Here is a 19,462-nt window from a genome sequence, read left to right as displayed (position 1 = left end):
CGGATTTTTTGCCTTTATTGGCCTGAAAAGCGAGGTAATAATAATGATATACAGTGACCTTTCTCAGTGCCGCCTGAATACCGACCGGTTGTTAATTGCCCCTTTTACCGCAGCAGACGCCGAAGAGGTTTATCAGGCGATCACCCCTACCCTGACCCGCTATATGAACTTTGAACCGTCGCCTTCGCCTGAAGAGTTCGCCAACGTCTGGCAAGGCTGGCTGCCGTTGATCCGCGAAGGTGAAGAAGCGATCTTCATCGCCCGGCTATGCGGCAGTAAACAGTTTGTCGGTATGGTCGGCGCGCACAACCTGCAGAGCCAAACGCCGGAGCTGGGTGTTTGGGTGGCGGAAAGCCTGCACAACCAGGGCTATGGGCGCGAAATGGTGCGCGCCGTCGCCGCCTGGGCCAGCGAGCGTTATCACCCCAAACATTTTGTTTACCCGGTCGCGGAACAAAATACCGCCAGCCGGCGCATTGCGGAAGCGCTGGGCGGCGTGATCAACGGCCGGCGTGACAACATCAAATACGACTGTGTTGTCTATCACCTGCCGCCACAGCATTGATCCAGCTCAGGGCCGCACGTCTGGCCCTGCATTAGTATTCACTTTGCTTTATTATTCGCGTATTCATCATTATGCAGAACAAGGGATTACCTGTGCAAAAAGACGCAATGCAAGAAATGCTGATTCTGGTCAACAAGGATGATAAACCGATCGGCGCCGATACCAAGCTGCGGGTTCACCAACTCGGTATGTTACACCGGGCGTTCTCACTGTTCATTTTTGATGAACAAGGCCGCTTTATGCTGCAACAACGTGCAGCGTGCAAGTATCACTCCGCCGGGCTGTGGAGCAATACCTGTTGCGGCCATCCACGCCAGGGGGAAACGCTGGAATCCGCGGCGCACCGCCGCCTGCAGGAGGAAATGGGTTTTGATTGCCCGCTGCAGGAAGTCGCGACGCTGACTTACCGCTCACCGTTGCCCAACGATCTGATCGAGCACGAATACGATCATATTCTGGTTGGCCATTATAACCGGGCCCCCACGCCCAACCCATCCGAAGCCGCCGCCTGGCAATGGCTGGAAGAAACAACGATCGCCGCGCAGTTGCGCAGCCAACCGCAGCACTACACCATCTGGTTCCAAACCATCTTTCAGCAAACGCCGAGCGCCGAGTTTAAACGCTGGCAGAATTTAGCCAGCGCCGCTGCCCAATCTTAATGCCTTAAATCAGTGAGTTAACAGCACAGAACCCCGTTTTTTTGTCTTGCAGACCATTCCCTCTGCCACTTGGTATAGGATTATGCTAATGGTAGTAAACGGTAAAACAGCAGAGGAACAGGATAATGATCATTTTTGTCACCGGCGCCACCTCCGGTTTTGGTGAAGCGATTGCCCGCAAGTTTATACGTGAAGGCCACCAGGTTATTGGCGCAGGCCGCCGCATCGAACGCCTGCAAACGTTGAAAAACGAATTAGGCGATGCGCTGCATATCCTCCGCCTTGACGTGCGTAACCGCGCCGCCATCCAGGAAGCCATCGCCAGCCTGCCGGCGGAACTGAAAAATGTCGACGTACTGGTTAACAACGCCGGGCTGGCATTGGGGCTGGAGCCAGCCTATAAAGCCAATGCAGACGACTGGGAAACCATGATTGATACCAATGCCAAAGGGCTGGTGAACATGACCCGCGCGCTGCTGCCCGAAATGGTGGAACGTAATGTCGGCCATGTGATTAACATCGGCTCAACCGCAGCCAACTGGCCTTATGCCGGCGGCAATGTGTATGGCGCCACCAAAGCCTTCGTCCGCCAGTTCAGCCTGGGGCTGCGGGCGGATCTGCATGGCACCCAGATTCGGGTTACCGACATCGAGCCAGGGCTGGTCGGCGGCACGGAGTTCTCCAACGTGCGCTTTAAAGGGGATGACGGCAAAGTCAGCAAAACCTACGAAGGCAGCAATGCGTTGACGGCAGAAGATGTGGCGGAATCCGTGTTCTGGGTGGCTACCCTGCCGGCGCATGTGAATATCAATACGCTGGAAATGATGCCTGTCAGCCAGTCATTTGCCGGGCTGAACGTTTACCGCGGTGCCTGATGCCTTGCCGGCGGCGCCATAGCCGCCGGCCTCAATAGGGTCCCTCTTTCCCCTGCGCCATGATCTCCCTCTCTAAAAAGTAAACGAATGCGGCAGGTAACTGGCATCGTCCAAGATCGTAATGGTATAGTGCCGCCTACGCCCAGTGGCGAGATTATATGGCGTTGTTATCACCGCGCAACGCGAAATCATAAGGATGAATCGATGAAGAAAATGTCTACTCCGTGGTTGCTGCGTGGAATGCTGCCAGCCGCAATGTTGGTGTTTATTGGTGCGTGGCAGGGGCCGGCCGTTGCCGCTACCTGCACACAGGGCAGTACCTGCGTCACCGTCGATGGCAGCGGCAATAGCGCATTAAACAACGAAGCGGCCCGCCAGAGCAAAGAGCAGTGGAACGAGACGCGTACGCTGCGTAACAAGGTTAACAATCGGACAGAGAAAGAGTTCGACAAGTTCGATAAAGCGATTGATGATGAAGATCGCTGTAACGATAGCACCAACGTCAACGCTTATTGGGAACCCAATACCCGTAAATGCCTGGATCGCCAGACTGGACGTCGGATTAATCCTTAATCGGCAGGCGAAGGCGCGCGTTGGTTAAACTCTGTGATAACAGCTGTTATCCTCAGAAACGGAATTCATGGCAAATAAGGATGGTAGGATGAAAAAAGCGCTTATAGCAAGTGTACTTGTGCTGGCTGCCGCACCGCTGGCCGCTTTTGCGTCATGCGAAAGCGTAAAGGCAGACATCGCCCAGAAGATCATCAATAACGGCGTGCCCGAATCGGGTTTCAAGCTGGATATTGTGGCTAACGATCAGGCCGACCAGGCCGGCGGCCAGGTGGTTGGGCACTGCGAAAACGACACGCAGAAAATTGTCTATACCCGCTTGTCCGGCGATGGCGAAGGCAGTGATGCCAGCCAGGATAGCGGCGCGCCGCAGTAATCCGCACTTCCCCAGGGGCCGTAGCAACGGCCCCTCTCTTTTGGGATAATCCCACCTATTGTTCCCTGCGCAACAATTCTCTGGTTTTCACCTGCACAGACACGCACAATGTACGCATCGCCTTCCCTTTTTCGCTTACTTTGAAAGACATATGAAACCTTGGGCCCACCTGTACCAATATCGCGCCCTGCTGCGGCGGCTATTTATCGCCATTTTTATTGGCCTGGCCGCCGCACTGGCCGTCTGGGGATTCCATAGCGCCATGCTGCTGCTTGAATGGTTGCTGTTGGATCACAACAGCGGCAGCCTGGTTGCCGCGGCGGCAGCGCTGCCGGGCTGGCGACGGGTGCTGACGCCGGCTCTGGGCGGGTTGGCGGCAGGGCTGCTGCTCTGGATCTATCAACGCTACCGGCACCAACGCCCGGCGGCGCCAACCGACTACATGGAAGCGATCGAAACCGGCGACGGGCGGCTTGGCGTCAGCGCCAGCCTGGTGAAGTGTCTGGCTTCGCTGTTAGTGGTCTCCAGCGGCAGCGCTATCGGCCGTGAAGGGGCGATGATTCTGCTGGCGGCATTGGTGGCATCGGTGTTTGCCCAGCGCTTTACCCACGCGCGTGAATGGAAACTATGGGTTGCCTGTGGCGCCGCCGCCGGTATGGCCAGCGCCTATCATGCGCCGCTGGCCGGCAGCCTGTTTATCGCCGAAATCCTTTTCGGTACCTTGATGCTGGCCTCTCTGGGGCCAGTTGTGATCTCGGCTGTCAGCGCCCTGCTGCTTACCAACCTGCTCAATGGCGGCCAGGCGCCGCTGTATGCCGTCGAAAACCTTCCTTCGCCCTGGCCGTTGCAATATCTGCTGATGGCCTTGCTGGGCGTCGTGGCCGGGATTGGCGGCCCGTTGTTTCTGTGGGGGCTGGCGGCCAGCGGGCGTGGTTTCCGCGCGTTGCGCCTGAAGCCGCCGTTTCAGTTGGCGCTCGGCGGGTTGATTGTCGGTTTGCTTTCGCTGGTGTTTCCCCAGGCCTGGGGCAATGGTTACAGCGTGGTGCAGGCGCTGCTCTCGGCACCGCCGGGCGCGTTGCTGGTCAGTGCGATCCTGCTATGTAAGCTGCTGGCGGTGCTGGCCAGCAGCGGCTCCGGCGCCCCGGGCGGCGTTTTCACCCCCACGCTGTTTGTTGGCGCGGCTTTGGGTTCAGTCATTGGACAACTGTGCGCCATGTGGCCGGCGCTGGGCGCCACTACACCATTGCTAATGGCGCTGACCGGGATGGCAACCTTTCTTGCCGCCACGACTCACGCGCCGGTCATGGCCGCGCTAATGGTATTTGAAATGACGGGAGAATATGCGTTGCTGCCGGGGTTTTTGCTTTCTTGCGTGGTAGCCACCACCGTTTCACGCGGGCTACGCCAGGTTTCGGTTTACCACAATGCTTAGGCATTCACGCCCGCGCCAAAGCTGCGGGCGTGAACGAACTGCACGTTATGCCTCGCGATCGAGCAATGGGGAAATATCCAGATAGTGCGCCAGTTCCCGCTGCTCGGCACGTGGGAGATACGGGATCTCGCCCAGCAATGGCGCCGGGATACGCAACTGTAGCGCATCGATGGTTTCAGCATAGTGAGCCAACCCCGGGTTGATGCGGTTGGCTACCCAGCCCAACAGCGGCAGGCCATCGTTAATGATCGATTGCGCCGTCAGCAATGCGTGGCTGACGCAGCCTAATTTGATGCCGACCACCAGGATCACCGGCAGTTGCTCCTGCACTACCCATTCTGCATATGGGCGTAAATCATTCATCAGCACCCGCCAGCCGCCGCTGCCTTCAACCACCACGGTATCTGCCTTGGCGGAAAGCTGCTGCAGGCCGCGGCTCATGACATTGTATTCAATATCCTGCGTTGCATGGGCGTGGAAAACCTCATCCATACAGGTGATAGGATTAACTTCTTCATAAGACAACGGCATGGTTGACGATGCCTGTAAAACCAAAGCGTCTTTATTGCGCACGCCTTCATCAGTTTCCAGGCAGTGCGCCGCAATCGGCTTATACCCTGCCACAGAACGTCCTTGTGCCGCAAAAGCCTGCAACAACGCGCGAGAAACCACAGTTTTACCGACGTCGGTATCCGTACCTGTCACAAATAAACGCTTTAACATGAATGCCCCGGAAAACTCCGTTAATAAAAATGATGCTGAATATGCAGACTGAAACCCAGAGAGAGAACCAAGCGCCACCACCGTTCACGTTGACGGCAAAACGTTAGCGTGGCGCAGCGGCCAAAAGAGACACAGCCTATGACAAGCAAAAGTCTATGGGATGGCGATCCGAAGCGGATTGAGGTAGCTCAATATTTGTTGTTAAAACAGAAAATGTTATTACGCCTGTTTATTAACCCTGCAGCAGTTTCACTAGCAACGAGCCGTTATATAACGCTTCTTTTACTAGCGCCGCGCCGGGCATCGTGCCCTGATTGAAAAACTGCGTCGAGATCACTTTAATCTGCTCGCTGTAGGCGGGCAGCGACTGCTGGCGAATGCAGGAAAGAATGGCCGGGAAAAGAATATCGGCGGCGCGGTTTAACGGCGAACCCACCAGGATTTTTTCCGGATTAAACAGGTTAACCATGATCGCCAAAATGCGCCCCACGCTATGGCCGACGCCAAGAATAACGTCCTTCGCCAGTTGATCGCCCGCCAACGCCGCATCACACAACGATTCAATGCTCAACGGCACGCCCTGCAACATCGAATCTATCGCACCGTTCAGGCGCTGCTGGGTGAGTTCCAGAATGCTTTCAATGCTGGCGACAGTTTCCAGGCAGCCGTGATTACCGCAGTAACAACGTTTCCCATAGGGATCAACCTGGGTATGGCCAATTTCCACCACGCTGTGGCTGCCGGCATGCAGCACCCTGCCGCCGGAAATAACCCCGGCGCCGACATTATGGTCGATCACAACCTGAATCACGTTCTGGTTGCCGCGGGAAGCGCCGTACAGCGCTTCAGCCATAGTCCAGGCACTGATATCATGCTGTATGAACACCGGCAGCCCGGTGCGCTCTTCCAGCACCGGGCCGAGCGGCATTTCACGCACGTCGTAAAACGGCATGCTGTGCACGATGCCGTTGGCGACGTCAATGATGCCCGGTAAAGTGATGGCAATCGCGGTGAGGCGTTCGAGTTTCTGTTGATGGCGGATAAAAAACTGGTCGATTTCAGTGACGATCCGCTGCAATAGCGCCTCTGGGTGATCTGCCGCAAGCGCCAGCAGATCTTCAACCACCAAACGGCTGCTAAGATCCCGCAGCGCCAGCGTAATACTGCCCCGGCTGATGCGGATTGAAAGGTAATGCCAGGCTTCGGTATCCAGCACCAACCCCACCGCCGGCCGGCCGCGACTGCCTACTTCCTGGTATTCGGTTTCTTTCACCAGGTGGGCTTCAAGTAACTCACGCACAATTTTGGTAATGCTGGCTGGCGCGAGCTGCGCGCGTTTTGACAACTCAATGCGCGAAACAGGCCCCCACAGATCAATCAGCCGATATACCGCACCGGCATTGGTCTGCTTAATCTGGTCAATATGCCCAGGCTTCCCGTCCGCGATCACACGCTGCTCCTACTATTTTCGCGCTTCTAAATAAAGATTAGTGGCTATGGTGGAGCTTTTATCAGAAGGCGTCAACTGTTTGATTATTTATGTGATTTACAGCACAAATTCGCCATTTTTCGCTGCAGGTAACACCAATTTGTGCCACGTAAAGTTTGGCGGTTAACGCCGTAGCATTAGCGCCTGCAGCGTCTTGGCCGCTGCGGTTAGCGGCCGTTGGCGATGGAATACCAGCCACACTTCGGTCAACGCTTCCGGTTCCGCCAACGGCAGGTAACGAACGCCATCAATTTTAACCCGGGCAAAAGACGCCGGCAGAATGGAAATACCCAGCCCGGAGGAGACCAGGCCGATGATGGTCATCGCTTCCCCCACTTCCTGGGTAATGAACGGAGTGACACCCGCGCGGCCGAGCATCGAGAGCGTTTCGTCGTATAACGCCGTGCCGACTTCACGCGCGAAAAACACGAACGGTTCCTGCGCCAGATGGTGAAAACGCAGCCCGCCGGGCGCAATCTGGTTAAGCGAGTGCCCCGCCGGTACCACTGCCACAAGCGGCTCATGCAACAACACCTCATGGCAAAGCGCGTCCGGCAGGCGGGTATTACGCATAACGCCCAGATCCAGTTCGCCGTTCAGCAATGGGTTCAACTGCTGCCGGGAGTTGATTTCCTGCATTTTGATGTGCACTTCCGGGTGCTGATGGCGAAATGCCCGCAGGCTTCGGGCCACGGCGGTAATGAACGGCGCAGAAGAGGTAAAGCCGATGGTCAACTCCCCTATTTCGCCACGCTCAAGGCGCGCGGCCTTTTCTGCCGCCCGGTTTACCTGATCGATAACCTGATAGGCTTCCTTGAGGAACATTTCCCCTGCCTGCGTGAGCGTCACGTTGCGGCTGTTACGGGACAACAGCCTGGCGCCGACCATTTCTTCCAGTGCCTGAATTTGTTGGCTCAGCGGCGGCTGGGAAATACGCAGCCGCTCTGCGGCGCGGCCAAAGTGCAACTCTTCAGCCACGGTAATGAAATACCGGAGGTGTCTTAGCTCAATATTCATATTTAATACGTATCAATTTTAATGATTAATATATTAGACAAAATAGTACGGGCTACCTATCATTTTCCACACCAACGTAGCACCTATTTAACTCACCCGAAGTTCGGTAAGGAAACACTGTGACAACCCCTCAGCGTTCAGCGGCCGCTATGCCGTCGACGCCGGCCGCCAATGATGACACGGCCCCAGCACCAAAAACCAAACGCGCTTCCCTAAATAGACTCCCTTATATTGAACGTGGCACGCCGCAATTTATGCGCGTGACGCTGGCGCTATTTTCTGCCGGGTTAGCGACCTTCGCCTTGCTCTACTGCGTGCAACCCATATTGCCGGTGTTATCGCAGGATTTTGGCATCTCGCCGGCGGAAAGTAGCCTGTCACTGTCGCTTTCCACCGCATTATTGGCGATAGGCCTGATGTTCACCGGGCCGCTTTCCGATGCCATCGGCCGCAAGTCGGTGATGGTCGTCGCTTTGCTGCTGGCCGCCGTTTGCACGCTAATCTGCGCGTTTATGAGCAGTTGGCAAGGCATCTTGCTGATGCGCGCCCTGATTGGCCTTTCGCTCAGCGGTGTGGCGGCGGTTGGCATGACCTATCTAAGTGAAGAAATCCATCCCAGCTTTGTCGCCTTTTCCATGGGGCTTTATATCAGCGGTAACTCTATCGGCGGCATGAGCGGGCGCCTGATCACCGGTGTGCTGACGGATTTCTTCAGTTGGCGTATTGCCCTGGCGTTCATTGGGCTGTTGGCGTTGGCCGCCGCCTGTATGTTCTGGCGCATTCTGCCCGCTTCACGGCACTTCAGGGCCAGTTCGTTACGCCCGCGCACGCTGCTAATCAATTTTAAACTGCACTGGCACGACAAAGGGCTGCCGTTGTTGTTTGCCGAAGGCTTCCTGTTGATGGGCAGCTTTGTCACGCTGTTTAACTACATTGGCTATCGCCTGCTGGAAAACCCCTATCACTTAAGCCAGGCCGTTGTGGGGTTGCTGTCGGTGGTGTACCTCACAGGTTCATACAGTTCGCCGAAAGCCGGGGCGTTGACCGCCCGCTTCGGGCGTGGGCCGGTGTTGCGGGCGTCTATCCTGATCATGCTGGCTGGCGTGGTGATCACCGCCCTGGCGCCGATTGCCGTGGTGTTTATCGGCATGATGCTGTTCTCCGCGGGCTTTTTCGCTTCCCACTCGGTGGCCAGCAGTTGGATTGGCCGCCGCGCCCGCCGGGCAAAAGGCCAGGCTTCCTCGCTATACCTGTTCTGTTACTACGCCGGCTCCAGTATCGCCGGGACGTTAGGCGGCGTATTTTGGCACAGCTTTGGCTGGATCGGCGTGGTTGGCTTTATCAGTATTATGCTGCTGCTGGCTCTGCTGGTTGTGCATTATCTGAAACAACTGCCGGAAGCTGCACGCATCTAATCGCCCTATCTTATGCTGAGGGCCCGCTGGCCCTCGGCATGACAATTTCTTGCTGCATGACGTGGTTTCCGCTTTATTTCCTATGTTCACCGTTGCTGATGTTGCCCCCTTTGGTTGATGCCTTATAATATATGTTGTAACTAAAATGGGGTAACATAATGAGCAAATACGATGTTATAGGCCGCATGAATACCTGCTTCAACACCCTGGAGCAGGAACTGGCGACGTTGCAACAGCAAATCCTGCCGCTGCGCCTGCTGGCCGCGCGGGTGTTCACCCTGCCGGAAATTGAAAAAGGCAAAGAGCACCAGGAAATTACCCAGATCCCGGTTGAACAACACCTTGGGCAACAGGCGCGCGATTTGGCGCTGGCGCACTATCAGCGGCTGTTCCTCCACCATAATAAGCAGCATATCAGCAGCAAGGCCGCAGTACGCCTGCCCGGCGTGGTGTGCCTGGCGGTGGAACACCACGACTACCAGGCGTTAACCCAGCGCATCGCCACCATTAACCGATTAAAAAACGAGCTGGAGCACATTATCACCGTGGAATCCGGCCTGGCACCGGAACAGCGCTTTGACTTTGTGCATACCCATCTGCATGGGCTGCTCACTCTCAGCGCCTACCGGACGATCCCCCTGCTCACTAACCCGGACTCGGTGCGTTTTGGCTGGGCCAACAAGCACATCATCAAAAATGTACGCCGGGACGATATTCTGCGGCAGTTGGAAAAGAGCCAAAAGGCCGGGCGCACCGTGCCGCCCTACAACCGCGAACAGTGGGCTGAAATGGTAGGCCGCGAGATAGCGGATATCGCTCGCCTGCCGCAGCAGGCGGTGCTGAAGATCAAACGGCCGGTCAAGGTACAGCCGATCGCCCGCGTGTGGTATCAGCAGCAGCAAAAACAGGTGCAACACCCCTGCCCGCTACCGCTGCTGGCGCTGTGCCAGATAGAAAGCGGGCCGCAGATACCGCGCATTGGCGAACTGCTCAATTACGATGCCAATGCGGTAACACACAAATACAAACCTGAAGCCCGCCCGCTGCGGCTATTGATTAAGCGGCTGCATTTATACACCAACGCCTAGGCGGCATTACGACGCGTTATTTAACGTATAAACGCGCAGGCGGTGGCGATCGGGATCGGTCGCCACAAAGGTATAGCCAAACTCCATTTCTATCGGCGGCTGAATGATTGGCGCATTTTTCCCGCACCACTGTTGGTAGAGCGCATCCACCTGCTGCGCGGTCGCACACAAAAAACAGAACTCTGCCCCGCCGCCACCAGTTTCAGCCGGCGGCACTACCTTATCGCGCTGCCATAAGCCCAGTTTGCTGCCGTTATCAAACACAAATAACGCAAAGGTCGGTGAAAGCTCGACCGGCTCCAACGCCAACAGTTGGCGGTAGAAAGCGGCGCTTTTTTCGGGATTGTCGACGTACAACAGGGTAAGGCCTGGGGTATTCATAATGTTCTCCTGATGGATAAAGGCCGGCTGGCCCGATACCCATAGGCTAAACAATCACGCTGTCAGTTTTTGGCAGTAGCGATCCCTTCCTGTTGCCGCCAGTCTTTCAACAGTGCGCGGCGGCGGCGCGGATAGCGCTGTTCCAGCGCGGTAATTTGCCCAATGCGGTCCAGGCGAAAATGGCGAAATGTCTGGCGGAGTTCGCACCAGGCAACCAGCAGTTGCACCTGTTCAAAATAACCGATAGCAAACGGCCACAGCACCCGCTCGCTGGCGCGGCCTTCGGCATCCACATACTGGATAACGCACTTGCGTTCCTGGCGGATCAGCGCGCGAACCAATACCATCACGTCATCCGCCACCGGCGTGGCGTCCGCCGGCCCGATAAACAGCGTGCTACTGTCCAAATCATCGCGCAATGCGGCGGGCAACACGGCCGCGATCTTGGCTTGCGCATGGTTTGCCGCATCGGCCAATTGGCTGTCGCCACGCCGGCTCACCCAACGCATCCCCAGCACCAAAGCCTCAATTTCCTGCGGTGAAAACATCAGCGGCGGCAGCGTGAACCCCGGCTTCAACAGATAGCCAACGCCGGCTTCGCCGCAAATGTCGGCGCCCTGCTGCTGCAGCGTCGCAATATCGCGGTACAGGGTGCGCATGCTGATCCCCAGTTCCTGCGCCAGGGTATGGCCGGCGATCGGGTAACGATGTTGCCTGAGTATTTGCATCAACGCTAAAAGGCGCTGGGTACGTGACACCGCATTTTCTCCATAAAAAAAGCCTATGCAGGCGATAATGCCTGCCAGCTCAACCCCCGCGGTTTAAACGGGCGTTGACGGCTGGCGGGCATTATCGCCCCATAGGCCTGCATAACAACGGTTTATTTCTTCAGGCTGCCGACCATATCTTCCGGCCGCACCCATTCATCAAACTGCGCTTCCGTCAGGTAACCGAGCTGCAGCGCCGAGGCTTTCAGCGTCAGCCCTTCTTTGTGCGCCTTCTTGGCAATCTGCGCCGCCTTATCATAACCGATATGCGTATTCAGCGCGGTCACCAACATCAACGACTCATTTAGCAACTGGCTGATGCGCTCGCGGTTCGGCTGGATCCCCACGGCACAGTGCTCATTGAAGCCGCTGATACCGTCGGCCAGCAGGCGAACAGACTGCAGGAAGTTATGGATCACCAGGGGGCGGAACACGTTCAGCTCAAAGTTGCCGGATGCGCCGCCAATGTTCACCGCCACGTCATTGCCCAATATCTGGGCACACAGCATCGTCATGGCTTCGCACTGGGTCGGGTTGACTTTGCCCGGCATGATCGAACTGCCCGGCTCATTTTCAGGAATGGCGATCTCGCCAATGCCGCAGCGCGGGCCGGAAGCCAGCCAGCGCACGTCGTTGGCGATTTTCATCAGCGAAGCCGCCAACCCTTTCAGCGCGCCGTGGCCATGCACCAGCGCATCGCAGGTGGCCAGCGATTCAAACTTGTTAGGCGCCGTGATGAACGGCTGCCCGGTAAGCTCCGCCAGCGCCTTGGCCACCCGCACCGCGTATTCCGGGTGGGTATTAAGCCCAGTGCCGACCGCCGTCCCACCGAGCGCCAGTTCGCAAATATGCGGGATGCTGGCCTCGATATGGCGAAGATTGTGCTCAAGCATGGCGGCCCAGCCGGAAATTTCCTGCCCGAGCGTTAATGGGGTGGCGTCTTGCAGGTGGGTACGGCCAATCTTGACGATATCGCTGAACGCCGCGGCTTTCTCGTTCAACGTGCTATGCAGCACCTTAAGCTGCGGAATTAACCGTTCGCGCAAGGCGATCACCGCCGCCACGTGCATCGCAGTCGGGAATACGTCATTTGAGCTTTGGCTCTTGTTGACGTCATCGTTCGGGTGCACCCGCCGCCCTTCGCCGCGTTCCCCGCCCAACAGCTCGCTGGCGCGGTTAGCCAGCACTTCGTTCATGTTCATGTTGGTCTGGGTACCCGAGCCGGTTTGCCAAATCGACAACGGAAACTCGCTTGGGTGCTTGCCCGCCAGCACTTCGTCGGCGGCATCGATAATGGCGTGGCCACGCTCCCCCGGCAGCAGGCCAAGATCCATATTCACACTGGCGGCGGCACGTTTGGTCAGCGCCAGCGCATGAATCAGTTCGGGCGGCATTTTCTCCGAGGAAATGCGAAAATGCTCCAGCGAGCGTTGTGTCTGCGCGCCCCATAGTTGAGCGGCGGGCACTTCGATCGGGCCCATAGTGTCTTTTTCGATACGAACGGCTGCCATTAGTGTCTCCTCAGCAGTAGCTAAACTTGCAAGGGCCGGCGACGTGCCAGCCCCATGACAAACATTCCAGCATAGTGACATAATAATCATTCGCATTAAGAGAGGCATCTCACAGCATTTTGAGACATCTTCCACTTGCATGCCAGTCACGCACATTGTTTACTTAGCAACAATTTCCTTATTTAGCAGGCAGTAATCATGCAAAAAATGATTAATACGGTACAAAACTACGCATGGGGCTCACGCGATGCGCTAACCAACCTGTATGGCATTGCCAATCCGGACGGGAAGCCGATGGCGGAACTGTGGATGGGCGCCCACCCGAAAAGCAGCTCGCGCGTCGCCGCCGCCGGTGATTCTCGTTCGCTACGGGATATTATAGATGCAGACCAGCCACGGCTGTTGGGCGCGCAAGTCGCCGAACGCTTTGGCGAACTGCCCTTCCTGTTCAAAGTGCTGTGCGCCGATCAACCGTTATCGATTCAGGTGCACCCGAGCAAGTCCGCCGCGGAAGTCGGCTTCGCCAAAGAAAACGCCGCCGGTATTCCACTGGATGCGGCAGAGCGCAACTATAAAGACCCGAACCACAAACCGGAGCTGGTTGTTGCCCTGACGCCGTTCCTGGCCATCAATGGCTTTCGCGAACTGGATGATATTAAGGCCCTGTTGCAGCCACTCGCCGGCGCTCACCATGATATCGCTGCTTTCCTGAACCAACCGGACACCGCCCACCTCGCCACCCTGTTTGCCAGCTTGCTCAGCATGACCGGTGAGCAAAAAACACGCGCGCTGGGCGTGTTGAAGGCGGCGCTCAACAGCCAGCAGGGCGAACCCTGGGATACCATTCGCTTTATCGCCGGCTTCTACCCGGAAGACAGCGGCCTGTTCTCGCCGCTGTTGCTCAATGTGATCAAGCTGGCGCCGGGCGAAGCGATGTTCCTGTACGCAGAAACACCGCACGCGTATCTGAAAGGCGTGGCGCTGGAAGTAATGGCCAATTCCGATAACGTGCTGCGCGCCGGCCTGACGCCGAAGTTCATCGATATCCCCGAATTGCTGGCTAACTTGCAGTTCCGCCCGCAGCCGGCCAGCGGGTTGCTTACCCAGCCGGAACAGCGCGGCAATGAGCTGTTCTTCCCGATCCCGGTGGACGACTTTGCCTTTTCACTGCATGAGCTGACTACGGCACCGCGGCCATTAGCGCAAAACAGCGCCGCCATCGTATTTTGCGTTACGGGTGAGGCCGTGCTGGAAAAACAGGGTGAGACAGTGCGCCTGCAGCCCGGTGAGTCTTGCTTTATCAGCGCCGACGAGTCACCCATCACCGTCAGCGGCCAGGGCCGCATTGCGCGCGTGTATAATTTACTGGCGTAATCATCAAGTAAATTTTGCAAACCAGTTGCTATACCACGTGCATTACCTTCACAATTAAACGCCTGCGGGCGTTTTTTTGTTGGCCCATTTAGCCCACATGCCCCGCTCTGGGGCTCGAAAAAGGATGAACAGAACTATGAAAAAATCGTTAGTCGCTGTCAGCGTCATTGTAATTCTTGGCGCAGCATGGACTGGAGCGGCCTGGTACACCGGCAAACTTATCGAACAGCGCATGGGCGAAATGGTGGATAACGCCAACAACCAGCTAAAAAAGGATATGCCGCAGCTCGGCATGACGTTGAGCTTCGACAACTACCAGCGTGGGCTGTTCAGTAGCCAAGTGCGCTATGTGCTGCGCACCGATAACGCCGCCGGCTATGGGCTACTCAAACCGGGCGACGAAGTGGTATTGCAAGATACCATCGATCACGGCCCGTTCCCGCTGGCGCAGTTGAAAAAGTTCAACCTGATCCCCAGCATGGCTTCGCTGCATACCCGCCTGGAGAACACCCCGGCGCTGAAAACGCTGTTTGACATCACCAAAGGCCAACCGCTGTTCAGCGCCGATTCGCGCATTTCCTACAGCGGCACAATCTCTACCGTTGCCGAGGTGATCCCGGTTGATTACCAAAAAGACGCGACGTCAGTCAAATTTAGCGGTGCCACCATCAATTCCGAGATCTCGCGGGATATGAAGGGCATGTCGATGAGCCTCCAGAACGCCAGTACGGTGTTCAGCGGGCCTAACCAGTTTGGCCAGGTCGAGCAAATCACGCTGCAGGATGTAAAATATACCGGCAACAGCCGCCTGAGTTCCGTTGAGCTGGCCCTGGGCGATCAATTGGCAACCATCAAACAAATGAACGTGGCCATTGACGGTAAAGATACCGTACAGTTGGACGGTTTCAGCTTAGTGAGCAAGTTTGGCGAACAGGAGAGCAACATCAACGGCCAGCTTGACTACACCCTGGATGCGATGAAAGTGCTGGGCAACGATTTCGGCTCCAGCAAGCTCACGATCAAAATCGACCGGCTGGACAGCCAATCAGTAAAAGCCTTCGCTGAGAACTACAACAAACAGGCGTTGGCCCTGGTGCAGAAGATCAACGAACTGGATAAAACCGAGTACCAACGGCAGGCAACGGATACCCTGCTGCAAAACCTGCCGCTGTTGCTGAAAGGCAACCCGTCAGTCAGCATCGCCCCGCTGAGCTGGAAAAACAGTAAGGGCGAAAGCAGTTTTACCCTGAAGCTGGATCTGGCCGATCCAACCCAGGGCGGCACCACGGCAGCGCAAAATCAGCCGTTGGCGAACGCGGTGAAAACCTTGGACGCTAAGCTGAGCATTCCTGTCGCCATGGCCACGGAAACCACTGCGCAAGCCGCGCGCTTGCAAGGCTACAACACCGAAGAAGCCCAAAAGCTGGCGCAGCAGCAGGTTCAAGGGCTGGCGGCTATGGGGCAAATGTTCAAACTGACCACGTTGAAGGACGACGTGATCGGCAGCAGCTTCCACTATGCCGATAATCAGGTGGATCTGAACGGCAATAAAATGACGCTGCAGGAATTCATTGGCCTGTTCGGCCTGATGTCTGGCCCGGCGCAGCAGTAACCTTCCCCACCCCGGCGTTTAGCCGGGGTTTACCCCATACACGGCATCACGAATCTGCAGCGTATATTGGCCGTTCATCCCCTCATAAGCCGTGTTGGTTAACGCCACCACGCTCAACTGTGCAACCGGATCGATAAACCAACTGCTGCCATACACGCCGCCCCATTGCAGGGTACCGTTATGCTGTGGCGTTGCCGCCAGTTGCGCATCCGCCAACAGCGCGCCGCCAAAACCGAACCCCCAGCCAGGCCCCATCACTTCGGCCTCTGGCCCTACGTGCGGTTGGCGCATCAGTTCGGCGGTCTCTGGCCGGAGCACGTTATCACCGGTGCGCATCGCTTCCAACAGCGCCAGTACATCCTGAGCACAGCCCACCATGCCACCCCCACCGGAGGGATAAGCGGCGGCATCCAGCGCACGCGAAGGCGCAAACTCCACAATACAGTCGAAATCAGGCGGAATGGGCAGCTTAATCCCGTCATACATCAGCTGCGGGCCGGTTGCGCTGTTATAGTAGGCCGTTGCCAGATTCGCCGCGTTCTCCGTGCTAAAGCCGGTGTTGCGCAGGCCAAGCGGCTGCGCCACCCATTGTTCAAACACCTGGGGCAATGGCAAACCCGTCACCCGTTCCAGCACCGCCCCTAGCACGTCGATCGCCAGCGAATAATTGAACATCTGGCCCGGCTCTGCCAGCAAAGGCGCGCTGCTCAGACGGCGCAGGTTTTGCTCCAGGCTGAGCGACGATGGCCCCAGGCCATCCTCTACCCCCAGCGCGTGGTAAGGCCCGTCAGGCGGCTGATGGAAGCGGTAATCCAGCCCGGCGGTGTGGGTTAGCAATTGGCGTATGGTTATCGCCGGGCGCCGCCCATCCGGCAGCGCCGGGGTAAACCAGGGCAACCACTGGCTGACCGTATCGCTCAGCGCCAGTTTTTGTTGCTCGATCATCCGCATGGCCGCCAGAGTGGTAAACGGCTTGGAAACGGAAGCCAGCCGGAATTGCGTCGTAAGTTGCATCGCCTGCTGCCGCTCACGATCGGCATCACCGCAGGCCTCGGCGCAAACCAAAGCCCCCGCGCGCGCCACCAGCACCACGCTGCCGACCAGGCGCCCTTCCGCCAGCGCTTGCTGGTTGGCGTGCCGTACGCGCGCGGTTAAACGCTCATCTTCATTGTGCATCTGCTACTCCATCAATCGGTTATAGCCTCATTTTACAAAGCACATCAGAAAGTTAAAGGCATTAAAAATCAGACTGCGGATTTAATCCGCAGAGCCGATAACCCGCAGCCCCAGTGCAGCTAAACTGGCAACCTGGTGTTGGTTTTTTATAAATTAAATGCGTTCTTTATGTTGGTAATGGTGTTCATCGGCAGACCTTAAGCTGAGAGCGCAAGCCCCACGGATGAAGACATGAAAATGTCACCGCCGTCGCCATTAACAGCCCATAGAAACAGGTGTCACCGTTTCTCGCTGGAAAGGTCACCGTATACCACCTGCCCACGGAAACCGCGCCGCACCTGCTGGAACAACGCGCGGAATGCTGGATAGTCCTGCGGCTGACAAAGCGCATCCTTGCCACGGATGGCATTTATCTGTAGCCGGTGGTTGACGATCACCCGCTGCCCGTCACGCCGCCATTCGACCTGATATTCGCCCGCTGCATTGCGAAATTGTTGATTCGCCGGTATGGCGATAATCGGCACCTTGGCCGGTAATTGCAGGCGATAGGTTTCATCATATTGTTTCGCATGGCAATAGAACGGCGTCTCGTTGGTGGGTGCCACAGTGGCCGTGTACTGATTGCGGAAAGAGCGATCGCCGGGAGGGTTAGGCAAGGTCATTCCGCCAACGACGTTAAAATCAACGTAATCGTCGGCCCGGAAACGATAGCCGTAACTGAAGGGTTTTTTGAGATCGAGAGGATTATCGTTCATAACAATCTCTCCGTGGCCATCGATGCCGGAAGTCGCCATGATCGACTCTTCGACTCGCGCCCGGTTCTGCGGGTTGACTTGGGAGAAATAGCGCCGCATGACGATCTCGTCTACGTCCCCCAACTTGCGCTCGGTTTTTCCCCGTAAATTGCCTGAGTCATCAAAAGTGAGATCAACGTTAAGGGAGGAGCTATTGCGTTGCTCGTCATTATCCGGGGTACGCGCCAGCTTTGCTTCACGTGTAAGCAGGACCGGTGCGCCCAAATCAGCTTCTGGCAGTTGGCCAAAACGCGCCCAGGCACTGGTCGAGTCCAGATACAGATCGAACTCCGGCACGTAAGTGATGGCATGATTAAAACGTCCTAGCACCGGCACGGCAGGCAGTAACGGGCCTTTATTCGCACCGATAAGCACCGGCGTGCTGTCGATGCCTTTGGCAGCCAACAGAGCTTCCAGCAAGACGACATGATCTTTACAGTCGCCATAATGGTTATCCAGCACGCTTTGCGCCGAATTCGGTTCCAGCCCGCCATTACCCAGATACACCGCAACATAACGGATATTCTGTGCTACCCAGCGATAAAGGGCCGCGGTCTGTTCGCGGCGATCATCGATACCGGCGGTGATGTTTTCCGCCAGTGTCCTGATCGCCGGGGTAACCTGCGCGGCTTCTCCCGCCTTCAACTGATAGGCGTTGGCCATCTGTGACCACTCGCGGTAAGTACCGGCCATGATGACCGGACTAAACGTCCATTTTTCTGCCGTCCAGTTTGGCGCCTTCAACGGCGTGCTACGCTGATAATGCCAGCGCCAGTGTGCCTGCCCGTCACGAAGCTGCGGCTTGTCACTGCCGTCCACATCCCGGGTATAAATCTGCATCGGCAGGCTGGCCGGTGCCTGTAAAGTAACTTCGGCATCGTCAAATTGATCGAAGGCGCTGAACGTTTCCCACAGGCTAAAATAGCCGGGGAAATACGGCGTATTTTGCGTGCGGCGCAGTTGATACACCACCCGGGAGCCCGGCGCCAGATTGGAAAACACGATCACCCGCACCTTGCGATCGGCATAAATCGGTGACAGGGCGCTGGAATAACCATCCTGGGTATAAATGCGCTCAGGCGCGACATCATAACGCTGGCCGTCAGCCGTCAGCGTATAGGCCGACAGAACTTCCAGCGTTTCCATTTTTTCACTGTAACTCTGGCGGATTTGACTAAACTTTTCGACCGCGACCTTGGTCTTGAGCAAAATCTCATAGCTTTCGGTAGTCACGCTGCTGGCGTCAGCATGAACCTGATAGTCCGCATGATAGCGCACGAAACTGAAATGATTGCCAACTGCCGCGGCTTGCTTCGCTGGCGCGGGAGGCTCTGCGGCCAGTATTGGCGCGGGTTGTATCGCCAAACCGGCAAGCAATACTATTGAGGAGATAGTGATTTTCATCTTCATTCCCTTACGAACATGAAAGAATAGTGATAAAGCAGCAAATTTACCCATGGAAATGTACGGTGACACACCAATATTACAGAGTAATGCTTTCACCGCGGAGGCATGTCGAGACATGGTCCCTCATGAATTAACTGTTTATAAAACCAGCGCATTATACAGGAATCATGACGGTTACCCGCAGTGAATACCCGTCACTAAAAAAGAACAGGCTTAACGTAGGTGCGGTTG

18 protein-coding genes are annotated in these 19,462 nt (G+C 56.6%); 10 read left to right on the top strand and 8 right to left on the bottom strand.

Annotation, left to right across the window (positions count from 1 at the left end; all coding sequences use genetic code 11):
* The first annotated feature begins 43 nt into the window (after positions 1–43).
* From ACN28Q_RS24075 to clcB, 6 genes are all read left to right on the top strand, one after another.
* On the top strand, positions 44–565 hold the full coding sequence (locus ACN28Q_RS24075; RefSeq protein WP_095849183.1) for a GNAT family N-acetyltransferase: 522 nt from the start codon (positions 44–46) through the stop codon (positions 563–565).
* 107 nt (positions 566–672) lie between these two features.
* The gene (idi, locus tag ACN28Q_RS24070) at positions 673–1,224 is read left to right on the top strand and encodes an isopentenyl-diphosphate Delta-isomerase (protein WP_095849182.1); all 552 of its coding nucleotides are present in this window, start codon (positions 673–675) and stop codon (positions 1,222–1,224) included.
* Positions 1,225–1,349: 125 nt separating this feature from the next.
* The gene (gene ydfG / locus ACN28Q_RS24065) at positions 1,350–2,099 is read left to right on the top strand and encodes a bifunctional NADP-dependent 3-hydroxy acid dehydrogenase/3-hydroxypropionate dehydrogenase YdfG (RefSeq protein WP_095848649.1); all 750 of its coding nucleotides are present in this window, start codon (positions 1,350–1,352) and stop codon (positions 2,097–2,099) included.
* 240 nt (positions 2,100–2,339) lie between these two features.
* Positions 2,340–2,672, top strand: a complete 333-nt coding sequence (locus ACN28Q_RS24060) for a DUF1283 family protein (protein ID WP_230469537.1) — start codon at positions 2,340–2,342, stop codon at positions 2,670–2,672.
* Positions 2,673–2,760: 88 nt separating this feature from the next.
* Complete coding sequence (locus ACN28Q_RS24055) at positions 2,761–3,045, top strand: DUF1161 domain-containing protein (RefSeq protein WP_095848647.1); 285 nt, start codon at positions 2,761–2,763, stop codon at positions 3,043–3,045.
* A gap of 151 nt (positions 3,046–3,196) precedes the next feature.
* Positions 3,197–4,477, top strand: a complete 1,281-nt coding sequence (gene clcB, locus ACN28Q_RS24050; RefSeq protein WP_095848646.1) for a voltage-gated ClC-type chloride channel ClcB — start codon at positions 3,197–3,199, stop codon at positions 4,475–4,477.
* 45 nt (positions 4,478–4,522) lie between these two features.
* Here clcB and bioD read toward each other — a convergent pair whose 3' ends face one another.
* From bioD to ACN28Q_RS24035, 3 genes are all read right to left on the bottom strand, one after another.
* Complete coding sequence (gene bioD / locus ACN28Q_RS24045; RefSeq protein ID WP_095848645.1) at positions 4,523–5,200, bottom strand: dethiobiotin synthase; 678 nt, start codon at positions 5,198–5,200, stop codon at positions 4,523–4,525.
* A gap of 232 nt (positions 5,201–5,432) precedes the next feature.
* Positions 5,433–6,650, bottom strand: coding sequence for a sugar metabolism global transcriptional regulator Mlc (mlc, locus tag ACN28Q_RS24040; protein WP_095848644.1), 1,218 nt, complete (start codon positions 6,648–6,650; stop codon positions 5,433–5,435).
* Positions 6,651–6,812: 162 nt separating this feature from the next.
* Positions 6,813–7,706, bottom strand: a complete 894-nt coding sequence (locus ACN28Q_RS24035) for a LysR family transcriptional regulator (RefSeq protein WP_095848643.1) — start codon at positions 7,704–7,706, stop codon at positions 6,813–6,815.
* A gap of 149 nt (positions 7,707–7,855) precedes the next feature.
* On the opposite strand from ACN28Q_RS24035, the gene ACN28Q_RS24030 reads away from it, so the two are divergent.
* Together ACN28Q_RS24030 and tus are read left to right on the top strand one after the other, a co-directional pair.
* Positions 7,856–9,121 carry an MFS transporter gene (locus ACN28Q_RS24030; RefSeq protein WP_095849181.1) on the top strand — a complete coding sequence of 422 codons (1,266 nt, stop codon included), beginning with the start codon at positions 7,856–7,858 and terminating at the stop codon, positions 9,119–9,121.
* A gap of 158 nt (positions 9,122–9,279) precedes the next feature.
* Positions 9,280–10,209 (top strand): DNA replication terminus site-binding protein, encoded by a 930-nt coding sequence (gene tus / locus ACN28Q_RS24025; RefSeq protein WP_095848642.1) that lies wholly within the window; start codon positions 9,280–9,282, stop codon positions 10,207–10,209.
* A gap of 6 nt (positions 10,210–10,215) precedes the next feature.
* On the opposite strand, the gene ACN28Q_RS24020 is transcribed toward tus, so the two are convergent.
* The 3 genes from ACN28Q_RS24020 to fumC form a co-directional block, all read right to left on the bottom strand.
* Entirely contained in the window at positions 10,216–10,590 is a 375-nt protein-coding gene (locus tag ACN28Q_RS24020) for a VOC family protein (protein WP_095848641.1), read from the bottom strand.
* A 62-nt stretch (positions 10,591–10,652) separates the two neighbouring features.
* A complete protein-coding gene (locus ACN28Q_RS24015) occupies positions 10,653–11,348 on the bottom strand; it encodes a helix-turn-helix transcriptional regulator (RefSeq protein ID WP_095848640.1) in 696 nt (231 codons plus the stop codon).
* Between the two features lie 122 nt (positions 11,349–11,470).
* Entirely contained in the window at positions 11,471–12,868 is a 1,398-nt protein-coding gene (gene fumC / locus ACN28Q_RS24010) for a class II fumarate hydratase (RefSeq protein WP_095848639.1), read from the bottom strand.
* Positions 12,869–13,066: 198 nt separating this feature from the next.
* Here fumC and manA point away from each other — a divergent pair, with 198 nt between their 5' ends.
* Together manA and ACN28Q_RS24000 are read left to right on the top strand one after the other, a co-directional pair.
* Complete coding sequence (gene manA / locus ACN28Q_RS24005; RefSeq protein ID WP_095848638.1) at positions 13,067–14,242, top strand: mannose-6-phosphate isomerase; 1,176 nt, start codon at positions 13,067–13,069, stop codon at positions 14,240–14,242.
* Between the two features lie 136 nt (positions 14,243–14,378).
* Complete coding sequence (locus ACN28Q_RS24000) at positions 14,379–15,854, top strand: YdgA family protein (protein WP_095848637.1); 1,476 nt, start codon at positions 14,379–14,381, stop codon at positions 15,852–15,854.
* Positions 15,855–15,872: 18 nt separating this feature from the next.
* Here ACN28Q_RS24000 and ACN28Q_RS23995 read toward each other — a convergent pair whose 3' ends face one another.
* Together ACN28Q_RS23995 and ACN28Q_RS23990 are read right to left on the bottom strand one after the other, a co-directional pair.
* On the bottom strand, positions 15,873–17,030 hold the full coding sequence (locus ACN28Q_RS23995) for a serine hydrolase domain-containing protein (RefSeq protein WP_095848636.1): 1,158 nt from the start codon (positions 17,028–17,030) through the stop codon (positions 15,873–15,875).
* 278 nt (positions 17,031–17,308) lie between these two features.
* A complete protein-coding gene (locus tag ACN28Q_RS23990) occupies positions 17,309–19,228 on the bottom strand; it encodes a DUF3857 domain-containing protein (protein WP_095848635.1) in 1,920 nt (639 codons plus the stop codon).
* Between the last annotated feature and the right edge of the window lie 234 nt (positions 19,229–19,462).

This window comes from Gibbsiella quercinecans (assembly GCF_002291425.1).
GTDB lineage: Bacteria > Pseudomonadota > Gammaproteobacteria > Enterobacterales > Enterobacteriaceae > Gibbsiella > Gibbsiella quercinecans.
Note: the sequence above shows the minus strand (reverse complement) of the source record. Positions and strands in the feature narration are given on the sequence as shown.

What these genes read in the sequence shown, in the direction of transcription:
- ACN28Q_RS24075 (WP_095849183.1), top strand. Translation starts at nt 44, where the DNA reads ATGATATACAGTGACCTTTCTCAGTGCCGCCTGAATACCGACCGGTTG.
- idi (WP_095849182.1), top strand. Translation starts at nt 673, where the DNA reads ATGCAAGAAATGCTGATTCTGGTCAACAAGGATGATAAACCGATCGGC.
- ydfG (WP_095848649.1), top strand. Translation starts at nt 1,350, where the DNA reads ATGATCATTTTTGTCACCGGCGCCACCTCCGGTTTTGGTGAAGCGATT.
- ACN28Q_RS24060 (WP_230469537.1), top strand. Translation starts at nt 2,340, where the DNA reads ATGCTGCCAGCCGCAATGTTGGTGTTTATTGGTGCGTGGCAGGGGCCG.
- ACN28Q_RS24055 (WP_095848647.1), top strand. Translation starts at nt 2,761, where the DNA reads ATGAAAAAAGCGCTTATAGCAAGTGTACTTGTGCTGGCTGCCGCACCG.
- clcB (WP_095848646.1), top strand. Translation starts at nt 3,197, where the DNA reads ATGAAACCTTGGGCCCACCTGTACCAATATCGCGCCCTGCTGCGGCGG.
- bioD (WP_095848645.1), bottom strand. Translation starts at nt 5,200, where the DNA reads ATGTTAAAGCGTTTATTTGTGACAGGTACGGATACCGACGTCGGTAAA.
- ACN28Q_RS24035 (WP_095848643.1), bottom strand. Translation starts at nt 7,706, where the DNA reads ATGAATATTGAGCTAAGACACCTCCGGTATTTCATTACCGTGGCTGAA.
- ACN28Q_RS24030 (WP_095849181.1), top strand. Translation starts at nt 7,856, where the DNA reads ATGCCGTCGACGCCGGCCGCCAATGATGACACGGCCCCAGCACCAAAA.
- tus (WP_095848642.1), top strand. Translation starts at nt 9,280, where the DNA reads ATGAGCAAATACGATGTTATAGGCCGCATGAATACCTGCTTCAACACC.
- ACN28Q_RS24020 (WP_095848641.1), bottom strand. Translation starts at nt 10,590, where the DNA reads ATGAATACCCCAGGCCTTACCCTGTTGTACGTCGACAATCCCGAAAAA.
- fumC (WP_095848639.1), bottom strand. Translation starts at nt 12,868, where the DNA reads ATGGCAGCCGTTCGTATCGAAAAAGACACTATGGGCCCGATCGAAGTG.
- manA (WP_095848638.1), top strand. Translation starts at nt 13,067, where the DNA reads ATGCAAAAAATGATTAATACGGTACAAAACTACGCATGGGGCTCACGC.
- ACN28Q_RS24000 (WP_095848637.1), top strand. Translation starts at nt 14,379, where the DNA reads ATGAAAAAATCGTTAGTCGCTGTCAGCGTCATTGTAATTCTTGGCGCA.
- ACN28Q_RS23995 (WP_095848636.1), bottom strand. Translation starts at nt 17,030, where the DNA reads ATGCACAATGAAGATGAGCGTTTAACCGCGCGCGTACGGCACGCCAAC.
- ACN28Q_RS23990 (WP_095848635.1), bottom strand. Translation starts at nt 19,228, where the DNA reads ATGAAAATCACTATCTCCTCAATAGTATTGCTTGCCGGTTTGGCGATA.